The sequence below is a fragment of the Spirillospora sp. NPDC048823 genome (assembly GCF_043198445.1).
Classification (GTDB): Bacteria; Actinomycetota; Actinomycetes; order Streptosporangiales; family Streptosporangiaceae; genus Spirillospora.
Genome location: NZ_JBICUT010000005.1, coordinates 184,765 through 210,203, shown reverse-complemented (window position 1 = coordinate 210,203; position 25,439 = coordinate 184,765). Strand labels below are relative to the sequence as shown.

The following is a 25,439-nucleotide window of genomic DNA, read 5'->3' as shown; positions in this document are numbered from 1 at the left end:
ACCGTAGGCTCGAAGGCATGACCTCCCCCGACACGACGTCGGCCGGGCAGACCCCGGCCCAGCGGTACGCCGCCTACCGTGAGCGCACCGAGGGCAGCGGCCCGGCCCTGCTGGACTTCCGCACCCTGTACGACTTCGACCTGGACCCGTTCCAGATCGAGGCGTGCCAGGCGCTGGAGGGCGGCAGCGGCGTCCTGGTCGCCGCGCCCACCGGATCGGGAAAGACGGTGGTGGGGGAGTTCGCCGTGCACCTCGCCCTCACCGGCGGCACCAAATGCTTCTACACCACGCCGATCAAGGCGCTGTCGAACCAGAAGTACGCCGACCTCGTCCGCCGCTACGGGCCCGAGAAGGTGGGGCTGCTCACCGGCGACAACAGCGTCAACGGCGAGGCGCCGATCGTCGTGATGACGACCGAGGTGCTGCGCAACATGCTGTACGCGGGGTCGCACACCCTCGGCGGGCTGGCGTTCGTGGTGATGGACGAGGTGCACTACCTCGCCGACCGGTTCCGCGGCGCCGTCTGGGAAGAGGTGATCATCCACGTTCCCGAGTCGGTGCGGATCGTGGCGCTGTCGGCGACGGTCAGCAACGCCGAGGAGTTCGGCGAGTGGCTCCAGGAGGTCCGCGGCGACACGTCGGTGATCGTCGATGAGCACCGTCCCGTCCCGCTGTTCCAGCACATGCTGGTCGGCGCCCGCCTGTACGACCTCTTCGTCGACACCGGCAAGGGCGGGGACCGGCAGGCCCGGCTGAACCCGCAGCTCACCCGGATGGCGGTGGAGGAGGTCCGCCGCGCCAAGGTCAACCAGGGGCGCCGCACCGGGCGCCGCCGCACGGCCCGCCCGCAGCGGTTCCGGCCCCCGCCGCGGGCCGACGTGATCGAGCGGCTGGAACGCGCCGGGCTGCTCCCGGCGATCACGTTCATCTTCAGCCGCGCCGGCTGCGACGCCGCCGTCCTGCAGTGCCTGCACGCCGGGATCCGGCTCACCTCCAAGGAGGAGGCCGAGGAGATCCGCGCGCACGCCGAGCTGCGCACCGCCGACATCGCCGCGGAGGACCTGCGGATCCTCGGGTACGGCGACTTCCTCGCCGCCCTCGAACGCGGCGTCGCCGCCCACCACGCCGGGATGCTGCCGACGTTCAAGGAGATCGTCGAGGAGCTGTTCACCCGCGGGGTGATCAAGGCGGTGTTCGCGACGGAGACGCTCGCGCTCGGCATCAACATGCCCGCCCGCACCGTCGTGATCGAGAAGCTCGACAAGTGGAACGGCGAGGCGCACGTCGACCTCACGCCCGGCGAGTACACGCAGCTGACGGGCCGCGCCGGGCGCCGCGGCATCGACGTCGAGGGGCACGCCGTCGTGGTGTGGGGGCCGAGTGTGGAGCCGGCGTCGGTCGCGGGCCTGGCCGGCACCCGCACCTACCCGCTGAACTCCAGCTTCCGGCCGTCGTACAACATGGCCGTCAACCTCGTCGGCGCCGTCGGCATCGAACGCGCCCGCACGCTGCTGGAGGAGTCGTTCGCGCAGTTCCAGGCCGACCGCGCCGTCGTCGGCCTGGCCCGGCAGGTGCACAAGAACGAGGAGGCCCTCGACGGGTACGCCAAGGCCGCCGAGTGCCATCTCGGGGACTTCATGGAGTACGCGGCGATGCGGCGGCGGCTGTCGGACCGCGAGGCGGAGCTGTCGCGGGAGCGGGCCGGCGCCCGCCGCGCCGAGGCCGCGAAGTCCCTGGAGCACCTGCGGCCCGGGGACGTCATCATCGTGCCGTCGGGGCGCCGCTCCGGCCTCGCCGTCGTCCTGGACCCCGGCGTCGGGCGCCGCTCCGACGGGCCCGCGCCGCTCGTGCTGACGGTGAACCGGTCGGTGCAGCGCCTGTCGATCCAGGACTTCCCCCGCGCCGTCGAACCCGTCGACCGGGTCCGGATCCCCAAGTCGTTCAGCCCACGCAACCCGCAGGACCGCCGCGACCTGGCGTCCACGCTGCGAAACAAGGTCCCCGACGACGTGCGGGCCCGCAAGCGGTCCCGGGCCGACTCCGCCGCCGCCGACGACGACGCGGAGATCACCCGGCTGCGCGCGGACCTGCGCCGCCACCCTGTGCACGGCTGCGACCAGCGGGAGGAGCACGCACGGTGGGCGGAGCGGTACCACCGCCTCGACCGCGAGACCGAGCAGCTGCGCCGCCGCGTCGAGGGCCGCTCCCAGGTCATCGCGCGGACGTTCGACCGGGTCTGCGCCGTCCTGCAGCAGCTCGGGTACCTGGAGGGCGACTCGGTCACCGAGGAGGGCCGCCGCCTCGGCCGCATCTACAACGAGCTGGACCTGCTGACCGCCGAGAGCCTCCGCGAGGGCCTGTGGGAGAAGCTCGGCCACGCCGAGCTGGCGGCGTGCGTGTCCGCGCTGGTGTACGAGTCGCGGCAGCCCGACGACGCCGCACCGCCCCGCACGCCCGCGGGTCCCGCGCAGGACGCCCTCGCGGCGATGGTGCGGCTGTGGGGCGTGCTAGAGGCCGTCGAGCACGACAACCGGGTGTCGTTCCTCCGCGAGCCCGACCTGGGGTTCGCGTGGACGGCATACCGGTGGGCCAAGGGCGACGACCTCGATGAGGTCCTCCTCGAAAGCGACCTGACCGCGGGCGACTTCGTCCGCGCCGTGAAGCAGCTCCTGGACCTGCTCGGCCAGGTCGCCGACGCCGCCCCGCCGAACAGCCACATCCGCAAGACCGCCCGCCGCGCCATGGACGCCATGCGCCGCGGCGTCGTGGCCTACTCGTCGGTGGGGTGATCGGCGGGCAGCGCCAGGTCGGTGATCATCTGGGCGGCGAAGGCGCCGCGGGCGGCGACCGCCGCCCACAGGACGGGGGCGACGGCCGCGAGCGCGACCCATCCGATGCCGTGCACCAGCAGTGAGATCAGCGCGGCGACGGCGGCGATGCCGGCGGCGGTGACGGCGGCGGCGAGCCCGGCGCGCAGCGGGCCGGGGCCGTCGGCGGCGGCGTCGGTCAGCCCGAACTGGTGCAGCACGCACATGATCAGCGCGAGTGCGCCGAGGGTGACCGCGCCGGTGGCGTAGAGGGTGACGGCGAGGCCGGAGGTGAGGAAGACGGCCACGTGCCCGGCGACGGCCGCCGCGTCGGCGGCGCGCACGAACTCCGGGAAGTCCGCGAACGCGGCGGGGTCGGCCGACACGAACCGCTTCCACCCGTCGCCGCCGGGTCCGTGGACGACGGCCAGGCACATCGCCAGGCACCCGAAGAGCACCTGGCAGGCCGCCCACCGGGACCGTCCCGCGGCCAGCAGGAACCGGGTCGCCAGGAAACCCGCGGCGGTGAGCGCGATCTCCGCCGCCGCCAGCGCGGCCAGAGGGACGCCGTCGCGGTGGTGCAGCGTCGCCCACCGCGGATAGGCGTGCGCCACCAGCAGGCTCGCCGGGACGAACACGACGACGCTGTAGGTCATCGCGAGCATGAAGTACCGGCCCGTCACACCCCGGGCGGGGCGCGGTTCGGGACCGGCGCCGCCCAGCTGGTGCGCCGCGGCCAGCGCGATGCCCGCCCCGGCCGCGTACGACCAGGGCAGGTCGGCGAAGACGCCCAGCATCGGCGAACCTCCCGGGGGTGTGTCAGGCGTGGGCGCGGCGGCGGGAGCGGCGGGCAGACAGCGTCCGGTCGACGCGGTGGCTCGCCAGCTTGACCAGGAGCGGCTGGGGCGGGCGCCGCAGCGGGCCGGGCGTCAGGTGGTGCAGGTCGGTGGCCGTCCGCAGCAGCAGGTCCGCGGTGCGGCGGCGGTTGTGCGTCCACGGCAGCCCGTACTGCGCGCGCAGCGTCTCGGGCAGCAGCGCCGCGGTGAGCAGGCGGAATACGGCCATGGCCGGGGCCAGGGGGCGCAGCTTGCGGGGCCACAGGACGGCGGCGGCGACCTCGCGGGCGGTGTCGGTCACCTCCAGCCCGGCGAGCGTCTCGGCCATGTAGGCGCGGAACGCGGCCAGGTCGGCGGGCTGCGACTCCAGCGGGCAGCCGAGCACCTCGGCCACGATGCGGGACTGGCGGTAGTACTCCTCGGCCAGGTCCGGCTCGTCGTCGCCGGGCCGCATGACGTGCTCGTAGATGTGCAGGGCCGAGTCGATGAGGGTCGCGTTCACCCACAGCTGAAGGTCGGCGTCGTTGCCGGAGTAGCCGTCGCCGCGGACGGTCGTGTGGATGCCGCGGACCTTCGCGGCGATCCGCGCGACCTCCTCCGGCGTCCCGTAGGTGACGATCAGCAGGAAGTCGAGGGTGCCGAACAGCCGCGCCAGGGGACGGTCGGCGAAGTCGCTGTGCTCGGCGACGCCGCGGGCCACCCGCGGGTGCGCGAGCTGCATCAGCAGGGCACGGCCGGCGCCGAGGCCGATGAGCGGCTCGGCGGCGAGAGCGCGCAGCACGTCCCGGTCGGCGAGCCGGTCGGCGAGGCGTTCCGGCGCGGGCATCTGCGGTGTGGCGGGCACGGGGCCTCCCGGCGGGTTCGGATCCTGGCGGCCATCCTCGCCCAGTTATTGGCAAACGGTCAATAAGTGCCCCAGGACGGGCGAAGATGTCCCAAAGTCGGGAAATCGTCACAACCGGTGGTGATTGGTGCCACAATCGGTGCGCCCGATCACTAGGGAGGGCCGTGGGACCAGCGAGCACGGTGGTGCCCACGTGTTTCACGAGAAAGGTCCCGACCGTGGCCATCCGCGACAAGATGCGCGCCAACGCGGCCCACGTCCTCCAGGAAGGCGAGAACGTCCAGGCGGTGTTCGGCGCCCAGACCACCAGCCAGTACTTCGCCTTGCTGTCCTACTGGATCATCATCTTCAGCAACGCCTACCGGGTCGTCGTCGTCACCGACCGGCGCATCCTGGTGTGCCGTTCCGGGCGCATGCGCATGACGCCGGTCAACGAGGTCCTGCGCGAACTGCCGCGCAACACCCGCATCGGCCCGCCGAGCGGCCTGTGGTGGCGCTGCGAGACGCTCGGCGAGCGCCTGTACGTCCACAAGCGCTTCCACAAGGACGTCAACGCCTCCGACGGCGTCGCCGCCTGACGGCACCGCCGGACGGCGCGCCCTCCCGCCGCGGCGGGAGGGCGCCTGCGCGTCTCAGGAGGGTGCGGCGCCTCAGGGAGGTGCGGTGTGTCAGGACGTCCGGGCGTTCAGCGCGGCGACCTGCTCGGCGCCGAGGGCGACGCCCGCGGCGGCGACGTTCTCCTCCAGATGCGCCACGGTGGACGTCCCGGGGATCGGCAGCATCACCGGGGAGCGCGCCAGCAGCCACGCCAGGCTGACCTGCGCCGGGGTGGCGCCGGTGGCGCGGGCGATCTCGTCCACCGGCCCGCCCGGCTCGGCCAGCTTGCCCGCCGCGATCGGGAACCACGGGATGAACCCGATGCCCTGCGCCTCGCAGTGCTCCAGGACGTCCTCGGACCCGCGGTCGGTGAGGTTGTAGCGGTTCTGTACCGTGACGATCTCCGCCGTGCGGCGGGCGTCCTCGATCTCCCGCACGCTCACCTCCGACAGACCGATCGAGGCGATCTTGCCCTCATCGCGCAGCGCCGCCAGCTCGCCGACCTGGTCGGCGAGCGGCACCTCCGGGTCGATCCGGTGCAGCTGGAACAGCCCGATCCGCTCCACGCCCAGGCGCCGGAGGCTCATCTCCACCTGCTGGCGCAGGTAGGCGGGACGGCCCAGCGTGTGCCACCGGTTCGGACCCGTCCGCACGAAACCCGCCTTGGTCGCGACCAGCAGGCCGTCCGGGTAGGGGTGCAGCGCCTCCCGGATGATCTCCTCGCTGTGGAACGGGCCGTAGGAGTCGGCGGTGTCGATGAAGTCCACGCCCAGGTCGACGGCGCGGCGCAGCACCCGCACCGCCTCCGCGCGGTCGCGCGGCGGCCCCCACACCCCCGGGCCGGTCAGGCGCATCGCGCCGTACCCGAGGCGGTGGACGGACCGGCCTGCGACGGTGAACTCGCCGGACGCGTGCGCCGGTGCGGAAACGGGAAGCGACATGATCCCGACCCTACCGGGGTCCGCGGGCATGGTTCCCCCGTCCTGATGTGGGAACCCCTGTCCGCCGGGACCACTTCCCCCTGCGAAGGTCGGAGGCGGATCCACCCCAGGGATGAACCGCGCCCGGTGTCCGGGACGCTACCGTGATCCCGATCACGGTTTTCGTCAGTGAAACATCCAGGATGTGTGCATGATCGAGGCGGAGAACCTCACCAAACGCTATGGCGGCAAGGTCGCCGTGGACGATCTTTCCTTCACCGTCGCCCCCGGGCGGGTGACCGGCTTCCTCGGCCCGAACGGCGCCGGGAAGTCCACCACCATGCGGCTGCTGCTCGGCCTGGACCGGCCGGACCGCGGCGACGCCCGCATCCACGGCGTCCACTACCGCGACCTGCCCGCCCCGCTGCGCTCCGTCGGCGCGCTGCTGGAGGCCAAGGCCGTCCACACCGGCCGCAGCGCCCACAGCCACCTGCTGGCACTCGCCCAGACGCAGGGCATCGGCAAGAAGCGCGTCGACGAGGTCGTCGAACTCGTCGGCCTCACCGGCGTCGCCCGCAAGCGCGCCGGGGGCTTCTCCCTCGGCATGGGGCAGCGGCTCGGCATCGCCGCCGCGCTCCTCGGCGACCCGTCGGTGCTGATCCTGGACGAGCCCGTCAACGGCCTCGACCCGGAGGGCATCGTCTGGATCCGCACCCTGATGCAGCGGCTCGCGTCCGAGGGGCGGACCGTGTTCGTCTCCAGCCACCTCATGAACGAGATGGCCGTCACCGCCGAGCACCTCATCGTCATCGGGCGCGGCAGGCTCATCGCCGACTGCTCCACCGAGGACTTCGTCGAGCGCAGCACCGAGAAGATGGTGACCGTCCGCAGCCCCGACGCCGGCCGGCTCGCCGACGTCCTCACCGCCGAGGGCGCCAAGGTGCGGGCCGACGGCGACTCCCTGCTCACCGTCACACAGATGGAGGCGCCCCGCGTCGGGGAACTCGCCGCCGCCGAGGGAGCCGTCCTGCACGAGCTCACCCCGATGCGCGGCTCGCTGGAGGCCGCGTTCATGGAACTGACCCGCGAGAGCGTCGAGTACGGCGCGGCCGGTGGGCCCGCCCCCGGCGCGATCCCGCCCGGCACCGATCTCGATGCGGGTCCCGCCGAGAAGGGGGAGACCCGATGACCGCCGCCACCACCGAGCCCGCCGCGCAGCCCGCCGGCGACCCCGCCGCGCACCCGCGGCCCGGCTTCACACGGCTCCTGCTCGCCGAATGGACGAAGATCCGCACGGTCCGCTCCACCCTGTGGACGCTGATCCTGCTCGTCATCGTCAGCCTCGGGTTCACCACCCTGCTGGTGGGCCTGACCATGGCGCAGTGGGACGACATGACCGCCGCCGACCGGGCGTCGGTCTCCGCGGACCCGGTCAGCTTCATCCTCGGCAGCGGGTTCTTCCTCGGCCAGCTGACCGTCTGCGTGCTCGGCGTCCTGGTGATCGCCTCGGAGTACTCCACCGGCATGATCCGCGCCAGCCTGCTGGCGGTGCCGCGGCGGCTGCCGATGCTGTGGGCCAAGGCCCTGGTGTTCGCTCTGATCGTCCTCGCCGTCGGTCTCGCGGTGTCGTTCACGTCGTTCTTCATCGGCTCGGCGCTCATCGGCGACAAGATGCAGGTGTCGCTCGGGGACGAGGGCGTGCTGCGCGCCGTCGTCGGCGGCGGCCTCTACCTGGCGATGCTCGGGCTGTTCGCCCTGGCCATCGGCGCGATCGTGCGGCACACCGCCGGCGCCATCACCGGCGTGATCGGGTTCGTGCTCGTGCTGGCGCCCCTCGCCATGCTGCTGCCCGGCAAGATCGGCGACTACATCTACTCCTACCTGCCCTCGGAGGCGGGCTACCTGATCACCAAGGCGCAGCAGGGCGAGGACGACCTGCTGACGCCCTGGCAGGGGTACGGCGTGTTCGCGCTCTGGACGTTCGCGCTCCTCGCGCTGGCAGCGTTCCTCCTCAAACGCCGCGACGCGTAACCCGCACCACCCGGACGTCCCCGCGCCGCCGAACCGGCCAGGCGCGGGGACGTTCCGCATTCTCAGGGCCCGTCCCGCATCCGACCGTTGCATGGTGCAAGAGTCCGGCGTACGCTCCAATTAAGCAGTCGCTTAAAGCAAGCGACCAAGAGGTGGGGGAGAGCATGGCCGGCGACGAGGTTCCGACGCGGATCCGGCTGCTGGACGCGGCCGTCGCGGTGATGGCCGAGAGCGGCTGGTCCGGGGTGACCTCGCGTGGGGTGGCGGAGCGGGCGCGGGCCAACAACGCGCTCGTGCACTACTACTTCGGGTCGGTGGACGCGCTCCGGCGGGCCGCGGTGACGCACGCCGTGGAGCTGGAGCTGGCCGGCCCCGTCGAGGCGATCCTCCGGAACGAGGACGTGCTGGACGGCGTCGCCGACGCCGTCCGGGCCCTCATCGACCGCGGTCCCGGCTCCTCCGGGCAGCGCGTGCTCGTCGAGGCGCTGATGCACGGTCTCCGCGACGGCGAACTGCGCGAGGAGAGCGAGCGGCAGATCCGGATGTTCCGGGACCTGCTGTCGGCCCGGCTCGCCGAGAACCGGGCGGCGGGCCTGCTGCGCGCCGACGCCGATCCCGAAGGCCTCGCCGTGGTGCTCGCCGCGCTGATCGACGGGCTGCTGCTGCATGTGCTGATCGACGCCGGGACCGACGTCGGCGGCCCGATGGCCGGGCTGCTCGCCCTGCTGCGCCCGGCCGGCGCCCACGGCGACCACGGCGCCCACGGCGGCGAAGCAGACAAAGCAGGCGACGCAGGCGAAGGAGACGACCATGAGGCGTCGTGACCGCGGGCGGCCGGCGGTCCGGGAGGACGGCCCGGCCCCCGCCGGTGCCCCCGCCGTGCTGCTGCGCGGGGCCGGCAAGACCTACGGCGCCGGCCACGCCGAGGTGCGCGCGCTGCGCGAGGTGGACCTGGAGGTGCGGCGCGGCGAGTTCGTCGTCCTGCTCGGCCCGTCCGGGTCCGGCAAGACGACCCTGCTCAACCTCATCGGCGGGATCGAGCCCGCCACCGCCGGCGTCGTCGTCGCGGGCGGCCGCGACATCTCCGGCCTGGACGAGGACGCCCGCACCGCCTACCGCCGCGACACCGTCGGCTTCGTGTTCCAGTTCTTCAACCTCGTCCCGTCGCTGACCGCCCTGGAGAACGTCCGGCTCGTCGCCGAGCTCACCGGACGCGGCGGGCGGGAGCGCTCCGCCGCCGCGCTGGAGGCCGTCGGGCTCGCGGGCCGCGGCGGCCACTTCCCCGCTCGGCTGTCGGGCGGCGAGCAGCAGCGCGTCGCGATCGCCCGCGCGATCGCCAAGGACCCCGAACTGCTGCTGTGCGACGAGCCGACCGGCGCGCTGGACCTGGAGACCGGACGCGGCGTCCTGCACGTCCTGCAGGACCTCAACCGGCGGGGCCGCACGGTCCTGGTCGTCACCCACAACGCCGCGATCGCCGCCATCGCGCACCGTGTCGTGCGGATGCGCTCCGGCCGCGTCGCCGAGGTGACGACCACCGCGGAGCCCGCCACCGCCGACGAGGTGTCCTGGTGAGCGAGGTGTCCCGGTGAGCACGCTCAACGTCAAGCTGCGGCGCGACCTGCGCCGCCGCCCCGCCCAGCTGGTGTCGGTGGTCGTGCTGGTCATGCTCGGCGTCGCGCTGTTCGGCGCGTCCTACGACGCCTACAAGAACCTGGACTCCGGATACCAGGACCTTTTCGCCGAGTACCGGTTCGCGGACCTGACGCTGTCGGGCGGCGACACCGCCGCGATCGCGCGGGAGGCCCGGTCGCGGCCCGGCGTGCGGGCCGCCGTCGCCCGCACCGTCGCCGACGTGCCGATGCGGACACCGGACGGGAACACCTTCGTCGGCCGCGTCGCCGGGTTCCCCGCCGGATCGCAGCCGGACGTCAACCGGGTCAAGGTGCTCAAGGGCCGGTACCTGGACCCCGCCGCGCCGTCCGGCGTCCTCGCCGACAAGCACCTCGCCGAGGACGCCGGCCTGGAACCGGGCGCGAACGTGTCGGTGTGGGACGGGCGGGCGTGGCGGAGGCTCGGCGTGCGCGGAACCGCGTCCTCGCCCGAATACCTCTGGCCCGCACCCAGCCGGCAGGACATCCTGCCCGCGCCCGGATCGTTCGGCGTCCTGTACGTTCCCGAGCCGCTCGCCCGCCGGATCGCCGGCACGGACACGCCCAACGAGGTGGCCGTCCACTACACCGCCGCCGGACGCGACCACGCCGCGCGGCTCGGCGCCTCCCTCACCGCGGCCGCCCGGGAACACGGCGCGGTCGCCGCGGTCACCCGCGCCGAGCAACCCAGCAACGCGACCCTCGCGCAGGACATCAAGGGGTTCTCCCAGCTGGCCGTGATGTTCCCGCTGCTGTTCCTCGCCGCCGCCGGCGTCGCCGTCTACGTCGTGCTGACCCGCCGTGTGGCACGCGACCGCGTCATCATCGGGACGTTGCGCGCCGGCGGGTTCCGCCGCCGCACGGTCGTGGCGCACTACCTGGCCACCGGCGTCGCGGCCGGGCTCGCCGGGGCGCTTCCCGGCGTCGCCGCCGGGCTCGCGCTGGCCGGGTCGGTCACCCGCCTGTACGGCGACGCGATCGGCCTGCCCGAGACGACGGTGACCGTCCGCGCCACCACCATGCTGTCCGGGCTGGCGTTCGGGCTGGCCGCGGGCGGCCTCGCGGCGCTGGCGCCCGCGGTGTCGGCGGCCCGCGTCCCGCCCGCCGAGGCGATGCGCGGGACCGTCCCGTCCACCGGGGGAGCGGGCCTGATCGCCCGCCTGGAGCGGTCCGTGCCCGCCGCCGGGCGGCTGCCCGCCGGGGCGTGGCTGGTGCTGCGCGGCCCCACCCGCCAGTTCCGCCGCACCCTCTACACCATGACCGGCGTCGTCCTCGCGCTCGTGCTCATCCTCGTGTCGTGGGGGATGCTCGACTCGTCGCAGGCGACCGTGTCCCGGCAGTTCGACCAGGTCCAGCGGCAGGACGCCGAACTCACCCTCGGCCGTCCCCCCGACGCCGCCGCCCTGGCCGCGATCTCGGGGACCGAGGGTGTGCGGGCCGCCGAACCGTCCGCGCACCTGCCCGCCACGATCACCGCCGGCGACCGGGGCTACACCACCACCGTCGTCGGGCTGCCCGCCGCCACCCGGATGCACCGGTTCCTCACCCCCGGCGGCGGCGAGCGGTCCCTGCCCGCCGGCGGCGCGCTGCTCGGCGCGGCGCTGCGCGACGAGCTCGGCGTGAACGCCGGCGACCGCGTCGGGCTGCGCCTCGCCGGCGGCCGGACCGTCACCACGACCGTCGCCGGGTTCGTGGACGAGCCGCTCGGCACCTACGCCTACGCGACGCTGGACCAGGTCGCCGCCTGGGCGCCGTCCGCGCGGCCCACATCCGTGCTCGTCCGGTTCGGGCCGGACGCCGACCGCGCCGCGGCCGAGCGCGCCCTGTCGGCCCAGCCCGGCGTCGTCGCCTACACCGACTCCCAGGCCCTCAAGAAGACCATGGACGAGTACATGAACCTGTTCTACGTGTTCATCGCGGTCATGCTCGCGTTCGGCGGGCTGCTGGCCTTCACCGTCCTGTTCGCGACGCTGTCGGTGAACCTCTCCGAACGCGGCACCGAACTGGCCACACTGCGCGCCGCCGGTGTCGGCCGGCGGCGGCTGGCCCGCCTGGTCACCGCCGAGAACCTCCTCGTCGTGGCGGCGGGCGCCGTCCCCGGGCTGATCATCGGGAGGATCGCCACCGGCGCGTTCCTGGGCGCGTTCAACAGCGACCTGATGTCCCTGCACACCGAGATCCGGCCTGCCACGTTCGCCTGGTCGGCGCTCGCCGTGATCGTGGTCGCCCACCTGGCGCAGCGACCCGGCCTGCGGGGCCTGGCCCGCATGGACCTCGGCACGCTCGTCCGGGAAAGGGCCGGCTGACGCACGGCGGCGCGATTGAAGGGCCCGGCAGGGGTAAGCGTCCCGGCATGGCTGTTTCGGCGGAAGGCACCAGGCACGGCGAGCGGACGGAGGCGGGCGCCGCGGCCCGCGGCGGGGACGCGTTCCGGCGCGCCCTCGCCGGCCGCGTGGACGGCGAGATCCGGTTCGACCCCGGCACCCGCGCCGCCTACGCCCACGACGCGTCCGACTACCAGCAGCCGCCCATCGGGGTGGTGGTGCCGCGGACGGTCGGAGCACCGTGCCGCGCGCCCTGCCGTCGGAGCCGCCCGCCCTGGAGGGCATGGACGAAAGGCCGCCCGCCGCGCCCGAGCTGATGGAGGGCGACGACGTCGAGGACGACGTCAAGCGGCTCCGCGACCAGACCAGGACCCTCGCCGAACTCCTCGCCGGCCTGCTGCCCGGGGAGCGCCGGTGACCACCCGGGCACGTGGCGCGCCGCGTCCGCGGCACTGTAGAAAGTCGTCATGAGCGAACATGCCGGCGACGGCGCCGACGAGGTCACCTCGGCGGTGCTGACGGCGTCCCGGCTCCTGGTGGCGATCTCCGTGCGCTCCCTGGCCGCCGTCGAGGACACCGTGACGCTGCCGCAGTTCCGGCTGCTCGTCGTGCTGTCCTCGCAGGGCACGTCCAAGCTCGTCACGCTGGCCGGGCTGCTGGAGGTCAACCCCTCCACCGCGATGCGGATGGTGGACCGGCTGGCCGCGGCCGGCCTGGTGGACCGGCAGGCCAGCCCGCACAGCGGGCGCGAGGTCAGCATCCAGCTCACCGGCGCCGGCCGGGCCATCGTCGACGACGTCACCGCCCGCCGCCGCGCCGGCATCGCCGAGGTCGTCTCCCGCATGCCGCCCGGCCAGCGGCACGCCCTGGTGGACGCGCTGCGCGCCTTCACCGAGGCCGGCGGCGAACCCCCCGTCCCCACCCTGGTCCAGCTCGGCTGGACCTGACCCGCACCCCGCCGCCGGGATGAACCCCGCCGCCGCGGCGTGCGTACCGCCCGGGTGAGGTCTCCCTTCCCGACCGGGTTGCCCTCTCGACCGAAAGGACGGCGGCGCATGCGAGGACCCCGACCGGCCGCCGCCGCGGCGGCGTGCGGGCTGGCGGCGGTGCTGCTGGTGGGCGGCTGCACCCCGGTGGGCCGCCAGACGACCGACGGGGGCGTCCGCCCGGCCGGGCCCGCCGCGGCCGGCGGCGGTGAGGCGGGCGGTGCGGACCGGGGAGCCGCCGAGGCCGGCGGGGGGCTGCTCGCCGCCGCCGACCGCCTCCTCCTCGTCCAGCTCAGGCAGGCGGCGCTGTGGGAGATCCCGGTCGGCCGGGCCGCCGCGAAACGCGGATCCCAGGAGGCCACCCGCAAGAACCTCGGCCAGATCGCGACCCGGCACATCCGGTTCGACGAGGTCAACCGCCAGATGGCCGCCAAGCTGAACGTTCCGCTGCCCGACAGGCCGACCGCGGAGCAGACCAGCTGGATGTCGGAGATCACCGGGAAGTCCGGCACCGACTACGACAAGACCGCCGTGGCGCGGATGCGGACGGCGCAGGGCGAGCTGTACACGCGGGCCGCCGCGGTCCGCGCCAGCACCCGCAACACCGTGATGCGCACGTACGCCCAGCAGGTCCAGGCCTTCCTCAACGGGCAGCTGAAGCGGCTGGAGAACACCGGGTTCGTCACCGTCGACACCCTGCCCGAACCGCCCGTCGTCACCGGCGCGCCCGCGCCCGGCAGCCCGAACGGGCGGCGGTCTCCCGCGCCCGCCGCGACCTCCGTGCTCCGGGGCGGCTGACCGCGCCGCGGCCCCTACGGGCCGAGTTCGGCGAGCAGCGCCTCCAGCGTCGCGCCGAGGGGCGCGTCCATCGTGATCAGGGCGTGCTCGTCGCCCCTGGTCGTGCCCCGGTTGACGATCGCGACGGGAACGCCGTGCCGGGCCGCGTGCCGGACGAACCGGTACCCCGACAGCACCGTCAGCGACGACCCGAGCACCAGCAGCGCGCCCGCGCGCTCGGTCAGCGCATAGCAGTCCCGGACGCGGGCCGGCGGCACGTTCTCCCCGAAGAAGATCACATCGGGTTTGAGGGCGCCGCCGCACCGCTCGCAGTCCACCACCCGGAACGCCTCGACCGCCTCGTCGCCGAGGACGGCGTCGCCGTCGGGGTTGACCCGGGTGCCCGCCGCCCGCGCGTCCCAGCCCGGGTTCGCGGCCCGCAGCCGCGCGTCCAGCCGCCCCCGCGGCGTCCTCTGGCCGCACGACAGGCACAGCACCCGGTCCAGCGCGCCGTGCAGCTCGACGACGCCGTCCGCTCCGGCGGCCTGCTGCAGACCGTCGACGTTCTGGGTGATGATCCCCGCGACCAGCCCCCGCCCCTGCAGCTCCGCCACCGCGCGGTGCCCGGCGTTCGGACGGGCCGCGGCGATGTGCCGCCAGCCCAGATGGCTGCGCGCCCAGTACCGGCGGCGCGCCGCGGCCGACGCGGTGAACTCCTGGTAGGTCATCGGCTCGGCCCGCCGCAGGCGCCCCGTCTCACCCCGGTAGTCCGGGATGCCCGACTCGGTCGACAGGCCCGCGCCGCTCAGCACCACCACCTCGCCGTCCGAGACGAGATCGGCCAGCATCCGCAGCCGGGTCCCCTCGCCGCCCGCCGGGCGGCTCTCCGCAACGCTCGTCACCCCTCCATCGTGCACGACCGGGACGAGTGGCGGACGAAACAAAGGCGTGACCGGGCATGTCCCCACCCCGGCGTGAGCCGACGGGGTGCGTGACTCGCCCGTCACGCACCCCGCGGCTCCGATGGTCCGGGTTCCCGGGCCCTCCTACGCGCCCGTCCGGCCGCTAACGGCGCGCCGCCGGGGACTCGCCGCGGCGGGTCCCGCGCCGGCCGGGACCGCGTCCGCCGAAGACCAGGACCAGCCCGGCCACCATGATCGGCAGGCCCGCCCCGATGCCGGCCAGGGGGACGACGGTCTCCAGCAGCCGCATCTGCTCGGCGCCCTCATCGGACTTGGCGCTCAGGGCCTCGCGCGACTCCGGCGTCATCCGCAGGTTCAGGTCCGCCACCACGAGGCTGCCCGGCCCCTGCTTGGGCCGCAGCGTCGTCACCACGTGCCGCTGCTGGTCGATCGGGGCGCCGGTCCTCGGGTCGACCCAGTACGTGGCGTCCAGCTTGGTGTAGCGGTCCGTCTCGACGGCGGGATCGCCCTCGGGACGCCCGAACATCTCGGCGGGCAGGGCGGGCACCTTGCCGGCGACCTTGGTCTCCGGGACGTGCTGGACGAACCGGTAGGTGCGCTTGCCGTCGACGCGCTCCTCACCGTCGAAGGTGACCGGCCAGGCGCGGAGGCTGCCGGTGTCGAACACCTCCAGGCCCTTCTTGCGGACCTCCAGCGGCCAGAACAGCGCGACGCCGTCCATGCGGACGTTCGTGTCGCCCTGAATCGCCGCGCCGCAGCAGTCCTTCAGCTGCCCGGTCTTGCGGTCGAAGGCGTACCGCGCCTTCTGGATCTCGATCGTGTTGCCGCGCACCGTGTCCTGGATGATCGTGCCGCTGTCCCAGACGGCGACGTCGTCACCCGACGCCTTCACGTCGGCGCGGGTGGTGTTGGTCGCCACCACCGTGGCGCCGGTACGCAGCGTGACCGACGAGGCGTCGAGGTAGGTGGCGTTGTCGGCCTTCAGCCGCGTCACCTGGTAGACGTCGGTGGGCGCACCGATCAGCGTGGGACCGACGTAGAAGCGCACCAGCAGGCCGGTGGCCAGCAGGAACACGCCGAGCCCGGTGAGCACAACGCCGATGATCCTTCGCACTGCCGCCTCCGGATATGTCGTTCGTTCTATGATTTTGGATACTTTTTCACCTTCTGGATCCTCTCGTGTCACCTTCGAGAAAGGAACGGGTTACGGCCACGAACCGTGAAGTCTGTGCGGTCGCCCAGTCCCCGGCACGGAGACGGGCGTGAGGCGCAGTTAACGTGCGAGTGACGTCCGGGATCCCTACGGGAAATACGGGCCGCCGAGGATCGGGCCCATGGGAGCCGACAGCAAACCGGACAAGCGGCTGGTCGTGGCCGGCCACGGCCCGGCCTCGCACCGCCTGGTGGAGGCCCTGCGCGAACGCGACACGGCCGGAACGTGGACGATCACCGTCATCGGCGAGGAGACGCGCACGGCCTACGACCGCGTCGCGCTGACGACGCACCTGGAGGGCGCCGACCTCGCCTACCCCGCGCACGGCGGCGAGGTCACGGTCGTCACCGGGGAGCGGGTCACCGCGATCGACCGCGACGCCCGGACCGTCACCACGTCCGCGGGACGCGTCGCCGGCTACGACGCGCTGGTCCTGGCCACCGGGTCGGCGCCGTTCGTCCCGCCGGTCGAGGGCCGCGACCTGCCGGGCGTGTTCGTGTACCGCACCATCGACGACCTGGACGCCATCCGCGAGTACGCACGGGGGAGGACGACCGGCGCGGTCGTCGGCGGCGGACTGCTCGGCCTGGAGGCGGCCCGCGCGATCCAGGGCCTGGGGCTGCGCAGCGGCGTCGTGGAGGTGGCGCCGTGGCTGATGCCGCGCCAGCTCGACGAGGGCGGCGGCGCGATGCTGCGCCGCCACATCGAGGGACTCGGCATGGCCGTCCACGCGGGCGTCCCCATGCGCGCCCTGGAGGCGGGGGAGGACGGCGCGGTCCGCCGGGTCGTCCTCGCCGACGGCGCGGTCATCGACGCCGAGGTCGTCGTGTTCTCCGCCGGCATCCGGCCGCGCGACGAGCTGGCCCGCGGCTGCGGCCTGCCCGTGGGGGAGCGCGGCGGGATCGTCGTGGACGCCTCGTGCCGCACAGAGGACCCGGCCGTCTGGGCGATCGGCGAGTGCGCCCTCGTCGGCGGCGCCGTGTACGGGCTGGTCGGGCCGTGCTTCTCCATGGCCGAGGTCGTCGCCGACCGGCTGCTGTCCGACACCGGCACCGCCGTGTTCGAGGGCGCCGACATGTCGACGAAGCTGAAGCTGATGGGCGTGGACGTCGCCAGCTTCGGCGACCCGCTCGTCGGCCCCGAGGACGCGCTCGGCGTCACCTACACCGACCCCGTCGCCGGCGTCTACAAGAGACTCGTCTTCAGCGACGACGCGCAGACCCTCCTCGGCGGCGTCCTCGTCGGCGACGCCGAGTCGTACGGGACGCTGCGCGCCTACGTCGGCGGGACCCTGCCGGGCGCCCCCGAGCAGATGCTGTTCGGCGGAACGGAGACGGCGGGCGGCGACCTGCCGGGCGCGACCGTCATCTGCTCCTGCAACAACGTCACCGCCGAGGGCATCCGCTGTGCGATCTCCGAGCACTCCCTCACCGACGTGCCCGGCGTCAAGGACTGCACCAGGGCCGGAACGAGCTGCGGAAGCTGCGTCCCACTGGTCAAGCGGATCCTGGACGCCGAGTTGACCGCCGCCGGGATCGAGGTCAGCAAGGCCATCTGCGAGCACTTCGACTACAGCCGCGCCGAGCTGTTCGACATCGTCCGCGGCGGGCGGGTCACCAGCTTCACCCAGCTCGTCCAGGAGCACGGGACGGGCCGCGGCTGCGACATCTGCCGCCCCGCCGTCGCCTCCATCCTGGCCAGCCTCGGCAACGGCCACATCCTGGAGGGCGAGCAGGCGGCGCTGCAGGACACCAACGACCACTTCCTCGCCAACCTGCAGAAGAACGGCACGTACTCGGTGGTGCCGCGCGTCCCCGGCGGGGAGATCACCCCCGAGAAGCTCATCGTGATCGGCGAGGTCGCCCGCGACTTCGGCCTCTACACCAAGATCACCGGCGGGCAGCGGATCGACCTGTTCGGCGCCCGCGTCGAGCAGCTCCCCGAGATCTGGCGGCGGCTCGTCGACGCCGGGTTCGAGTCCGGGCACGCCTACGGCAAGGCGCTGCGGACGGTGAAGTCGTGCGTCGGGTCCACCTGGTGCCGCTACGGCGTGCAGGACTCCACCGCCATGGCGATCCGCCTCGAACTGCGCTACCGGGGGCTGCGCGCCCCGCACAAGCTGAAGTCGGCCGTGTCCGGGTGCGCCCGCGAATGCGCCGAGGCGCAGAGCAAGGACTTCGGCGTCATCGCCACCGAGAACGGCTGGAACCTCTACCTTGCCGGGAACGGCGGCATGCGCCCCCGGCACGCCGACCTGTTCGCCACCGACCTCACCGACAAGCAGCTCATCACCTACATCGACCGGTTCCTGATGTTCTACATCCGCACCGCCGACCGGCTGCAGCGCACCGCGACGTGGCTGGAGTCCCTCGACGGCGGCCTGGACTACCTCCGGGAGGTCATCGTGGACGACCGGCTCGGCATCTGCGCCGACCTCGACGCCGCCATGGAGCGGCACGTCGGCGGCTACTCCGACGAATGGCGCGACACCCTCGACGACCCCGGCCGGCTCCGCCGGTTCGTCTCGTTCGTCAACGCCCCGAAGACCCCCGACCCGAGCATCGAGTTCGAGGTCGAGCGCGACCAGATCAAGCCGATCCCGCTGGAGGTGAAGCGATGAGCGCCGCAGGAGGAACGGGCACGGGAGACGGGGCGGGTACGAGAGACGGGGCGGGCATGGGAGATCGGGCGGGCACGGGAGATCGGGCGGGCATCGTCGTCGTCGGCAACGGCATGGCCGGGGCGCGGTTCGTGGGCGAGCTGCGCGCCCGCGACCGCCGCACGCCCGTGACGGTGTTCGGCGCGGAGCCCCAGCGCCCCTACAACCGGGTGCTGCTGTCGAACGTCCTCGCCGGGGTGACGCGGCCCGACCACATCAGCCTCGTGGACGCCGCCTGGTACGCCTCCCACGGCGTGGACGCCCGCCTCGGCGTCGAGGTCACCCGCGTCGACCGCGCGGCGAAGACCGTCCACGCCGCGGACGGGACCGTCACCCCGTACGAGACCCTCGTCCTGGCGACCGGCAGCACCGCGTTCATCCCGCCGATGCCCGGTCTGCGGGACGGGCTGCCCGAAGGCGCGCTGGTGTTCCGCACCCTGGACGACTGCCGCCGCATCTCCGAGCTGGCCGACGCGGCGCGCCGCGCGGTCGTCGTCGGCGGCGGGCTCCTCGGCATCGAGGCCGCCCGCGGGCTGATGGGCCGCGGCCTGGACGTGACCGTCCTGCACCTGGCCGGTCACCTCATGGAACGCCAGCTCGACCCCGCCGCCGGGAAGGTCCTTGCCCGGACGCTGGCGAGCCTCGGCATCGGCACCAGAATGCAGGCCGACGTCGCCGCGCTGCGCACCGCCGGCGGCGCGGTCACCGGCGTCGAGCTGGCCCTTCCCGGCGGCGGGACGGAGGTCATCGACACCGACCTGGTCATCCTGTCGTGCGGCGTCCGCCCCGAGGTGGCCCTCGCCCGCGACGCGGGCCTCGCGATCGGCCGCGCCGTGATCGTCGACGACGAGCTGCGCTCGGTCACCGACCCGTCCGTCCGCGCCATCGGCGAGTGCTCCGAGCACCGCGACGAGGTGTACGGCCTGGTCGCGCCCGCGTGGGAGCAGGCCGGCGTGCTCGCCGGGCTGCTCGCCGGCACCGATCCCGCGGCGCGGTTCACCGGCGCCCGGCAGATCACCCGGCTCAAGGCCGCCGGGATCGAGCTGGCCTCGATGGGCGAGACGCACTTCGGCGACGACGACGCGGGCGTCGAGGTCGTCCGGTTCACCGACGCGGCGCGCGGCACCTACAAGAAGGCGATCATCCGGGACGGCAGGCTGATCGGCGCGATCCTGCTCGGCGAGACGTCCGCGGCCGGAACGCTGACCCAGCTCTACGACCGCGCCTCGCCGCTGCCCGCCGAGCGGCTCGGCCTCCTGTTCCCCGGCTTCGGCGGCGCGGCCGAGGCCGGATCACCCGTCCGCATGCCCGACGCGGCGACGGTCTGCCACTGCAACAACGTCAGCAAGGGGGAGATCCGCGCGTGCTGGCAGGCCGGCGCCCGCACCGCCGGCGACGTCGCCCGCGAAACGAGGGCGGGCACCGGCTGCGGAGGCTGCCGCGGCGCGCTGGAGGGCATCGTGGCCTGGCTGGACGAGCAGGAGTCCGCGGACGTCGCCTGAACCGCGGCGGGTAGGCTCCGAGCCCGACCGCATCCGGCCCCGACACGGGAGGCGTTCATGTTCCGCTCCCCCCACCCGCGGCCCGGATGACCGGGATGGACGCCGCGCCCTGGGACGCCGCCGAGCAGGACCGCGTCATCGACGAGGTCAAGGCCGCCTACCGGCTCACGCCGCCGTCACCGAGGAGCTCGGCGAGAGCCTGAGCCCCTCCGCCGCCTGACACGGGCGAACCACCGTCCACCGGGATTTCGGTCCGACCGAAAAGGGCAACGCGGTTTGCGTGGCGGGCACGCGGACATCTGGTGGGAAAGATGCCCCCGACCCACTGGAAGGCCCCCATGCTCGCGATCGCCGCCGCGGCCGTCTTCGCCCTCGCCCTGCTGTTCGACCTGGCCGACATCACCTCGGACGCCATCAACAACGGGACACTCACCCTGCTCGGCCTGCTGCTGATCGCGCTGCACTTCGCCGGCGTCGGGACGAACACCACCTGGCGCCCCCGCAGCCGCACCCGCACCCGCCGCCGCTGACCGGCCCCGCGCCTCCGACGAGCACGCGCCTCCGAGGATCACGCCACCCGGGAGAAACGGACGTGGCGGCGCGCCGGGTCCGCCTCCTCCAGCCGCACCCTGACCCGCTCGCCGAGCGGCAGCCCGTCCCCGTCGCAGCGGCCGAACACCGGCGGCGTCACCAGATGGACGCGCCCGCCGGAACGGTCGGCGCTCACGTCCACCACCACCGCGTCGAAGACCTCCCCGACCCGGTCGCGCAGCAGCAGCGCCTCGACCAGGTCGACGCAGGCGTGGTCGACGTCCGCGGCGCGGCGCAGCGCCCGCTGCATCACCTCGGGCAGACCGGGCAGCGCCTCGCGCACCCAGCCGGGGACGGGACGCCCCGCAGCGAGCGCCAGGCACACCTCGGTCGCGTGCCGGTCGGCCAGCCGCCGGATCGGGGCGGTGACGTGCGCGTACGGGGCGGCGACCGCGGCGTGCGCCGCCTGGCCGGGCGGCGCCCCGTCGAACGCGGTGTAGCCGGCGCCGCGCATCAGCCCCGCCGCGTCGTGCAGGAACGCGGCGTGCCCGGGCAGTGACGGGTCGAGCGCGCGGACGATGTCGCCGTAGGAGGACCCGTCAGGCCAGGCGACGCCGAGGGCGCGGGCGGCCAGCCGCAGCCGCGCGACGGCCTCGGCGGGCGCCGGCGGCATGGTGCGCAGCAGCCCGACGCCGCCGTCCAGCATCATCCGCGCGGCCGCCCGCCCGGTCAGCAGCGAGATCTGCGCGTTCCACGCCTCGGTCGCGAGGTCGCCGCGCAGCTTCAGCGCCCAGCCGCCGCCGGCGTGCACGACCTTCTGCTCGGGCAGGGGGAGGCTGACGCCGCCGCGCGCGGCCTCGGCCGCGATGAGCCGCTCGCCGATCTCGCCGAGCAGCGTGATGCGGGGGTCGCCGCCGCCGTGCCGGGCGCCCGCGTAGTCGAGCCTGGCGCGGCTGCGGACGACGGCGCGGCGGACGTCCACATCGGTGATCCGCCCGGCGTCGTCGATGTCGATCGTCCATGCCACGGCCGGGCGGTCCCGGCCCGGCAGCAGGCTCGCGGTGCCCTCCGACAGGCGGCGCGGATGCAGCGGCGCGTTGGCGTCGGGCAGGTAGAGCGTGACACCGCGGGCGCGCGCCTCGGCGTCGAGTGCGCCGCCCGGCCGGACGAACCCGGCCATGTCGGCGATGGCGTACCGGACCCGGTGCCCGGACCCGCGCCGTTCCAGATGCATGGCCTGGTCGAGGTCGAGGGAACCGGGCGGGTCGAGGGTGAAGAACGGGACGCCGCGCAGGTCCGCTCGGCCGTCCTCGGGCGCCGCGTTCCCGGTGGCCTCCGCGAGGACGCCCGGCGGGAACGGGCCGGGCACCGAGTACTCGGCGCGGATCCGGTCGAGCCCGGCCCGGACCTCGGTGTCGGCCCGCCTCGCGGGCGATAGGGCGGTGAGCAGTCGCGGCGGTCGGCGCGGCACAGCATCGAGGGTACGGGACGGATCCCGCACCTCCGCTAAAAATCTACAACGTAAAGACGCTGGGCGGCGCGGCCGTCCGGCACGGTCACCCCGGCCGCCGCGCGAACGCCCGCAGGCCCGGCGGATCCACCACGGTGATCCTCCGCCGGCCGGTGCGCACCAGCCCCTCGGCGCGCAGGGTGCCGAGCGCCCGCGCGACCGTCTCGCGCGAGGAGTCCATCCAGCTGCCGAGTTCCTCCTGGGACAGCGGCGGGCCGATCACGACGCCGCCGGAGACCTCCGGCGGGGCCTGGCTCGCCGACCGTTCCGCCAGGTCCGACAGCAGGATCGCCAGCCGCCGCGCGCCCTGCGCGGACACGTGCGCCTGCAGCCGGCGGTCGGCGTCGTCGAGCCGCCCCACGAACGTGCCGCTGACCAGCAGCCACACGCCGGGATGGGCGTCCAGGAAGCCGGTGAACCGGGAGGCGGGCACGACCAGCGCCCGCAGCGGGCCGAGCGCGGTCACGGTCGCCGACCGCTCCCGACGGCCGAGCACCGCGCTCTCGCAGACCAGGTCGCCCGGCCCGCGGACGGCGAGCACCACCTCCCGGCCGTCCTCGCTGGAGGACGTCACCTTGGCCCAGCCCGACTCGATGACGATGAGGTGATCGGAATCGTCGCCCTGATAGCACAGCGGCATCTTCGGGTGGTACCGGCGCGGCCGCGAGACGCCGCGCAGCGCCGCGCGCTCCGCGTCGTCCAGCGTGTCCCAGAACGCGGCTGCGGGGCCGCCGTGCGGCGTGGTCCTCCGTGTCAGCAGGTGCTCGCTCACGGTCGTGCGTCTCCGGTTCCGGCGGGCGGGTGAACCGGTACCCACGGCAGTTGGGGGGAGTGGGGCGGTGAGGCCCAGTGCCGCGGGTACCGGTCGCTCATGTGCCCATGAGAACCCATCACCGTTGTGGATGCTGCACGCGCGAGAACGCGCTGTCTGCGTCATCTGACACTTTTGGCGAAATTTGCAGCGATGATCGGCGGCCCCGGGCCGGAGTCAGCGGGCGAGGGCGTTCAGGAGGCGGTTGACGGGGCTGCCGAGGTTCCAGCGGTCCGCCAGCGCGACGAGCGCCTCGGGGTCGCGCGCCCCGGCGGGGAGCCGGTCGTCCAGCGCCGCCAGCTCGGGCGCGTCGATGTCGGTGACGACCCGCACGACCGTCTCGGCGGCGGCCAGGTAGTCGCGCGCGGCCTCCATCCGGCGCCGCGCGCCCGCCGGGAACCCTTCGTCGCTGCCGGAGTCCAGCGCGGCGAGGATGCCCTCGACCGAGCCGAACCGGGTGACCAGCGCGGCGGCGGTCTTGTCGCCGACGCCCGGGACGCCGGGCAGGCCGTCGCTGGGGTCGCCGCGCAGCGTCGCGTAGTCGCCGTAGCCGCGGCCCGGGATGCCGTACTTGGCCGCGATCTCCTTCTCGCCCATCACCTGCAGGTTCCTGATGCCGCGCGCGGTGTACAGGACGGCGACGGGGGCGCGGTCGTCCACGAGCTGGAACAGGTCGCGGTCGCCGGTCACGATGTCGACGGGGCCGTCCGCCGCGCCCCGCACCGCCAGGGTCCCGATGACGTCGTCGGCCTCGTACCCGGGGACGCCGGCGCGCGCCAGCCCGAACGCGTCCAGCACGGCGTCGATGACGGGCAGCTGCGCCTCCAGCGCGCCGGGCGTCTGGTCGCCGCCGCCCTCGGCCACCCGGTGCGCCTTGTAGGACGGCAGCGCCTCGACCCGGAACGCGGGCCGCCAGTCGGCGTCCATGCAGCACACGAGACGGTCCGGGGAACGGTCCTGGACGAGCCGCGCGATCATGTCGATGAGCCCGCGCACGGCGTTCACCGGCGTGCCGTCGGGCGCGGTCACCGACTCGGGCACCCCGAAGAAGGCGCGGAAGTACAACGACGGCGTGTCCAGCAGCATCAGCCCGCTCATGCGCCACATGCTCCCATGCGACACGGACAGAGGCGCGGGGACGCGCCTCTGCGATCCTGGTACCGGCCATTGGACAGAACCACAGAACGGAGACGGGTGTGACAACGGAGTTGTATCCGCGTGAGCGGCTCGGCCTGGTGCGGGACGCGGCGGCCAAGGCGGGCCTCGGGGCGGTGCTGCTGACGCCCGGCCCGGACCTGCGCTACGTCACCGGGTACGACGCCAAGGAGCTGGAGCGGCTCACCTGCCTGGTGGTCCCGTCCGGAGGGGAGGCGTTCCTGGTCGTCCCGCGGCTGGAGCTGCCCGCCGCGCAGGAGTCGCCGGCCGGGGCGCTCGGCGTCGAGCTGGTGCCGTGGGACGAGACCGCCGACCCGTACGCGCTGGTCGCCGGGCGCCTGCCCCGGGACGTGCGGACGGTGGGCGTGGCCGACCGGATGTGGGCGGTGATGGCGCTGCGGTTCCGCGCCGCGATGCCGGACGCCGAGCAGGTCGCGGCCGGGGGAGTGCTGCGGGAGCTGCGGATGCGCAAGAGCGCCGCCGAGGTCGCGGCGCTGCGGGAGGCGGGTGCGGCGATCGACCGGGTGCACCGCCGTGTGCCCGGCCTCCTCAAGGCGGGCCGCACCGAACGCGAGGTCGCCCGCGACATCGCCGACGCGATCACCGCCGAGGGTCACGCGCGCGTCGACTTCGTCATCGTGGGGTCCGGCCCGAACGGCGCGAACCCGCACGCCGAGCCGTCGGACCGGGTCATCGGGCCAGGCGAGCCGGTCGTGGTCGACATCGGCGGGACGATGCCGAGCGGCTACTGCTCGGACTCGACCCGCAACTACTGCGTGGGGGAGCCGCCCGCCGAGTACCGGGAGTACTACGCGGTGCTGGAGGAGGCGCAGCGCGCGTCGTGCGAGGCCGTCCGTCCCGGGGCGACGCCCGAGGCGGTGGACGCCGCCGGGCGCGACGTCATCGCGGCGGCCGGGCACGGCGAGCACTTCTTCCACCGCACCGGGCACGGCATCGGGCTGGAGTCGCACGAGGACCCCTACATCGTCGCGGGCAACCTGGAGCCGCTGGAGCCGGGCATGGCGTTCTCGATCGAGCCGGGCATCTACCCCGGCCCGCACGGCGCCCGCATCGAGGACATCGTGGTGTGCACCGAGGACGGTTTCGAGTCGATGAACGTCACCGAGCGCGGCTTGGTGATCGTGGACTGACCGCCTGGCGCGGCGCCCGGGGCGGGGGCGCGGGACGGGTTTCCGTCCCGCGCCCCCGTGGCGTTTCGGACAACATAAATCCGCAGAAAATACGGGTCGGTAACGATCTCTGCACCAAATGCGTCAGCGTGCGCCGTGCGTGTTGCGGCGCGGCCCGTCCGCCATGTACCACCTTCATTGTTACGCGGGGGTAAGCCATGTTCCTTCCGC

Annotated in this window: 23 protein-coding genes; 15 read left to right on the top strand and 8 right to left on the bottom strand. The window is 74.1% G+C overall.

What is annotated here, in order from left to right; genetic code table 11:
- The first annotated feature begins 17 nt into the window (after positions 1–17).
- Positions 18–2,789, top strand: coding sequence for a DEAD/DEAH box helicase (locus ACGFK0_RS14410; protein WP_392904563.1), 2,772 nt, complete (start codon positions 18–20; stop codon positions 2,787–2,789).
- On the opposite strand, the gene ACGFK0_RS14405 is transcribed toward ACGFK0_RS14410, so the two are convergent.
- Both ACGFK0_RS14405 and ACGFK0_RS14400 read right to left on the bottom strand, forming a co-directional pair.
- Positions 2,771–3,604: a hypothetical protein gene (locus ACGFK0_RS14405; protein WP_392904560.1), complete on the bottom strand. Its 834-nt coding sequence runs from the start codon at positions 3,602–3,604 to the stop codon at positions 2,771–2,773. The genes ACGFK0_RS14410 and ACGFK0_RS14405 overlap by 19 nt on opposite strands.
- A 22-nt stretch (positions 3,605–3,626) precedes the next feature.
- Complete coding sequence (locus tag ACGFK0_RS14400; protein WP_392904557.1) at positions 3,627–4,487, bottom strand: oxygenase MpaB family protein; 861 nt, start codon at positions 4,485–4,487, stop codon at positions 3,627–3,629.
- Between the two features lie 218 nt (positions 4,488–4,705).
- Here ACGFK0_RS14400 and ACGFK0_RS14395 point away from each other — a divergent pair, with 218 nt between their 5' ends.
- Positions 4,706–5,065, top strand: a complete 360-nt coding sequence (locus ACGFK0_RS14395) for a hypothetical protein (protein ID WP_392904555.1) — start codon at positions 4,706–4,708, stop codon at positions 5,063–5,065.
- Between the two features lie 90 nt (positions 5,066–5,155).
- On the opposite strand, the gene ACGFK0_RS14390 is transcribed toward ACGFK0_RS14395, so the two are convergent.
- Positions 5,156–6,025 (bottom strand): aldo/keto reductase, encoded by an 870-nt coding sequence (locus ACGFK0_RS14390; protein WP_392904552.1) that lies wholly within the window; start codon positions 6,023–6,025, stop codon positions 5,156–5,158.
- A 190-nt stretch (positions 6,026–6,215) separates the two neighbouring features.
- On the opposite strand from ACGFK0_RS14390, the gene ACGFK0_RS14385 reads away from it, so the two are divergent.
- The 9 genes from ACGFK0_RS14385 (at position 6,216) to ACGFK0_RS14345 (ending at position 13,795) form a co-directional block, all read left to right on the top strand.
- The gene (locus tag ACGFK0_RS14385) at positions 6,216–7,193 is read left to right on the top strand and encodes an ABC transporter ATP-binding protein (protein WP_392904550.1); all 978 of its coding nucleotides are present in this window, start codon (positions 6,216–6,218) and stop codon (positions 7,191–7,193) included.
- Positions 7,190–8,035 (top strand): ABC transporter permease subunit, encoded by an 846-nt coding sequence (locus ACGFK0_RS14380; protein WP_392904547.1) that lies wholly within the window; start codon positions 7,190–7,192, stop codon positions 8,033–8,035. Before ACGFK0_RS14385 ends, ACGFK0_RS14380 begins: the two co-directional genes overlap by 4 nt.
- 164 nt (positions 8,036–8,199) lie before the next feature.
- The gene (locus tag ACGFK0_RS14375; protein ID WP_392904544.1) at positions 8,200–8,859 is read left to right on the top strand and encodes a TetR/AcrR family transcriptional regulator; all 660 of its coding nucleotides are present in this window, start codon (positions 8,200–8,202) and stop codon (positions 8,857–8,859) included.
- Complete coding sequence (locus tag ACGFK0_RS14370; protein WP_392904542.1) at positions 8,846–9,610, top strand: ABC transporter ATP-binding protein; 765 nt, start codon at positions 8,846–8,848, stop codon at positions 9,608–9,610. The genes ACGFK0_RS14375 and ACGFK0_RS14370 overlap by 14 nt, the downstream gene beginning before the upstream one ends.
- A 13-nt stretch (positions 9,611–9,623) precedes the next feature.
- The gene (locus ACGFK0_RS14365; RefSeq protein WP_392904539.1) at positions 9,624–11,993 is read left to right on the top strand and encodes an FtsX-like permease family protein; all 2,370 of its coding nucleotides are present in this window, start codon (positions 9,624–9,626) and stop codon (positions 11,991–11,993) included.
- A 47-nt stretch (positions 11,994–12,040) separates the two neighbouring features.
- Positions 12,041–12,328: a hypothetical protein gene (locus ACGFK0_RS14360; RefSeq protein WP_392904537.1), complete on the top strand. Its 288-nt coding sequence runs from the start codon at positions 12,041–12,043 to the stop codon at positions 12,326–12,328.
- Positions 12,295–12,429, top strand: a complete 135-nt coding sequence (locus tag ACGFK0_RS14355; RefSeq protein WP_392904534.1) for a hypothetical protein — start codon at positions 12,295–12,297, stop codon at positions 12,427–12,429. The genes ACGFK0_RS14360 and ACGFK0_RS14355 overlap by 34 nt, the downstream gene beginning before the upstream one ends.
- 49 nt (positions 12,430–12,478) lie before the next feature.
- On the top strand, positions 12,479–12,958 hold the full coding sequence (locus ACGFK0_RS14350) for a MarR family winged helix-turn-helix transcriptional regulator (RefSeq protein WP_392904532.1): 480 nt from the start codon (positions 12,479–12,481) through the stop codon (positions 12,956–12,958).
- A gap of 108 nt (positions 12,959–13,066) precedes the next feature.
- The gene (locus ACGFK0_RS14345; protein ID WP_392904529.1) at positions 13,067–13,795 is read left to right on the top strand and encodes a DUF4142 domain-containing protein; all 729 of its coding nucleotides are present in this window, start codon (positions 13,067–13,069) and stop codon (positions 13,793–13,795) included.
- A 14-nt stretch (positions 13,796–13,809) separates the two neighbouring features.
- On the opposite strand, the gene ACGFK0_RS14340 is transcribed toward ACGFK0_RS14345, so the two are convergent.
- Both ACGFK0_RS14340 and ACGFK0_RS14335 read right to left on the bottom strand, forming a co-directional pair.
- Positions 13,810–14,622, bottom strand: coding sequence for an NAD-dependent protein deacetylase (locus tag ACGFK0_RS14340; protein ID WP_392905121.1), 813 nt, complete (start codon positions 14,620–14,622; stop codon positions 13,810–13,812).
- A gap of 217 nt (positions 14,623–14,839) precedes the next feature.
- The gene (locus tag ACGFK0_RS14335; RefSeq protein WP_392904527.1) at positions 14,840–15,811 is read right to left on the bottom strand and encodes a DUF3068 domain-containing protein; all 972 of its coding nucleotides are present in this window, start codon (positions 15,809–15,811) and stop codon (positions 14,840–14,842) included.
- Positions 15,812–16,031: 220 nt separating this feature from the next.
- Here ACGFK0_RS14335 and nirB point away from each other — a divergent pair, with 220 nt between their 5' ends.
- The 3 genes from nirB (at position 16,032) to ACGFK0_RS14320 (ending at position 20,601) form a co-directional block, all read left to right on the top strand.
- Complete coding sequence (gene nirB / locus ACGFK0_RS14330; RefSeq protein ID WP_392904525.1) at positions 16,032–18,530, top strand: nitrite reductase large subunit NirB; 2,499 nt, start codon at positions 16,032–16,034, stop codon at positions 18,528–18,530.
- Positions 18,531–18,586: 56 nt separating this feature from the next.
- On the top strand, positions 18,587–20,071 hold the full coding sequence (locus tag ACGFK0_RS14325) for an FAD-dependent oxidoreductase (protein ID WP_392904523.1): 1,485 nt from the start codon (positions 18,587–18,589) through the stop codon (positions 20,069–20,071).
- Positions 20,072–20,382: 311 nt separating this feature from the next.
- Positions 20,383–20,601 carry a hypothetical protein gene (locus ACGFK0_RS14320; protein WP_392904520.1) on the top strand — a complete coding sequence of 73 codons (219 nt, stop codon included), beginning with the start codon at positions 20,383–20,385 and terminating at the stop codon, positions 20,599–20,601.
- Positions 20,602–20,639: 38 nt separating this feature from the next.
- Here the strand turns inward: ACGFK0_RS14320 and ACGFK0_RS14315 are convergent, their stop codons facing one another.
- The 3 genes from ACGFK0_RS14315 to ACGFK0_RS14305 form a co-directional block, all read right to left on the bottom strand.
- Positions 20,640–22,073 carry an RNB domain-containing ribonuclease gene (locus ACGFK0_RS14315; protein WP_392904517.1) on the bottom strand — a complete coding sequence of 478 codons (1,434 nt, stop codon included), beginning with the start codon at positions 22,071–22,073 and terminating at the stop codon, positions 20,640–20,642.
- Between the two features lie 85 nt (positions 22,074–22,158).
- Positions 22,159–22,884, bottom strand: a complete 726-nt coding sequence (locus tag ACGFK0_RS14310; RefSeq protein WP_392904515.1) for a Crp/Fnr family transcriptional regulator — start codon at positions 22,882–22,884, stop codon at positions 22,159–22,161.
- Between the two features lie 216 nt (positions 22,885–23,100).
- Positions 23,101–24,021, bottom strand: a complete 921-nt coding sequence (locus tag ACGFK0_RS14305) for a 5'-3' exonuclease H3TH domain-containing protein (RefSeq protein ID WP_392904512.1) — start codon at positions 24,019–24,021, stop codon at positions 23,101–23,103.
- 98 nt (positions 24,022–24,119) lie between these two features.
- Between ACGFK0_RS14305 and ACGFK0_RS14300 the strand changes: the two genes are divergently transcribed.
- Positions 24,120–25,229, top strand: coding sequence for a M24 family metallopeptidase (locus tag ACGFK0_RS14300; RefSeq protein WP_392904510.1), 1,110 nt, complete (start codon positions 24,120–24,122; stop codon positions 25,227–25,229).
- Positions 25,230–25,439: the final 210 nt, after the last annotated feature.

Bases quoted from the DNA above. Each gene is read 5' to 3' on its own strand.
- ACGFK0_RS14345 (WP_392904529.1), top strand. From the start codon at position 13,067: ATGCGAGGACCCCGACCGGCCGCCGCCGCGGCGGCGTGCGGGCTGGCG.
- ACGFK0_RS14340 (WP_392905121.1), bottom strand. From the start codon at position 14,622: ATGCTGGCCGATCTCGTCTCGGACGGCGAGGTGGTGGTGCTGAGCGGC.
- ACGFK0_RS14375 (WP_392904544.1), top strand. From the start codon at position 8,200: ATGGCCGGCGACGAGGTTCCGACGCGGATCCGGCTGCTGGACGCGGCC.
- ACGFK0_RS14320 (WP_392904520.1), top strand. From the start codon at position 20,383: ATGCCCCCGACCCACTGGAAGGCCCCCATGCTCGCGATCGCCGCCGCG.
- ACGFK0_RS14360 (WP_392904537.1), top strand. From the start codon at position 12,041: ATGGCTGTTTCGGCGGAAGGCACCAGGCACGGCGAGCGGACGGAGGCG.
- nirB (WP_392904525.1), top strand. From the start codon at position 16,032: ATGGGAGCCGACAGCAAACCGGACAAGCGGCTGGTCGTGGCCGGCCAC.
- ACGFK0_RS14390 (WP_392904552.1), bottom strand. From the start codon at position 6,025: ATGTCGCTTCCCGTTTCCGCACCGGCGCACGCGTCCGGCGAGTTCACC.
- ACGFK0_RS14380 (WP_392904547.1), top strand. From the start codon at position 7,190: ATGACCGCCGCCACCACCGAGCCCGCCGCGCAGCCCGCCGGCGACCCC.
- ACGFK0_RS14405 (WP_392904560.1), bottom strand. From the start codon at position 3,604: ATGCTGGGCGTCTTCGCCGACCTGCCCTGGTCGTACGCGGCCGGGGCG.
- ACGFK0_RS14385 (WP_392904550.1), top strand. From the start codon at position 6,216: ATGATCGAGGCGGAGAACCTCACCAAACGCTATGGCGGCAAGGTCGCC.
- ACGFK0_RS14350 (WP_392904532.1), top strand. From the start codon at position 12,479: ATGAGCGAACATGCCGGCGACGGCGCCGACGAGGTCACCTCGGCGGTG.
- ACGFK0_RS14410 (WP_392904563.1), top strand. From the start codon at position 18: ATGACCTCCCCCGACACGACGTCGGCCGGGCAGACCCCGGCCCAGCGG.
- ACGFK0_RS14305 (WP_392904512.1), bottom strand. From the start codon at position 24,021: ATGAGCGGGCTGATGCTGCTGGACACGCCGTCGTTGTACTTCCGCGCC.
- ACGFK0_RS14325 (WP_392904523.1), top strand. From the start codon at position 18,587: ATGGGAGATCGGGCGGGCACGGGAGATCGGGCGGGCATCGTCGTCGTC.
- ACGFK0_RS14370 (WP_392904542.1), top strand. From the start codon at position 8,846: ATGAGGCGTCGTGACCGCGGGCGGCCGGCGGTCCGGGAGGACGGCCCG.
- ACGFK0_RS14355 (WP_392904534.1), top strand. From the start codon at position 12,295: ATGGACGAAAGGCCGCCCGCCGCGCCCGAGCTGATGGAGGGCGACGAC.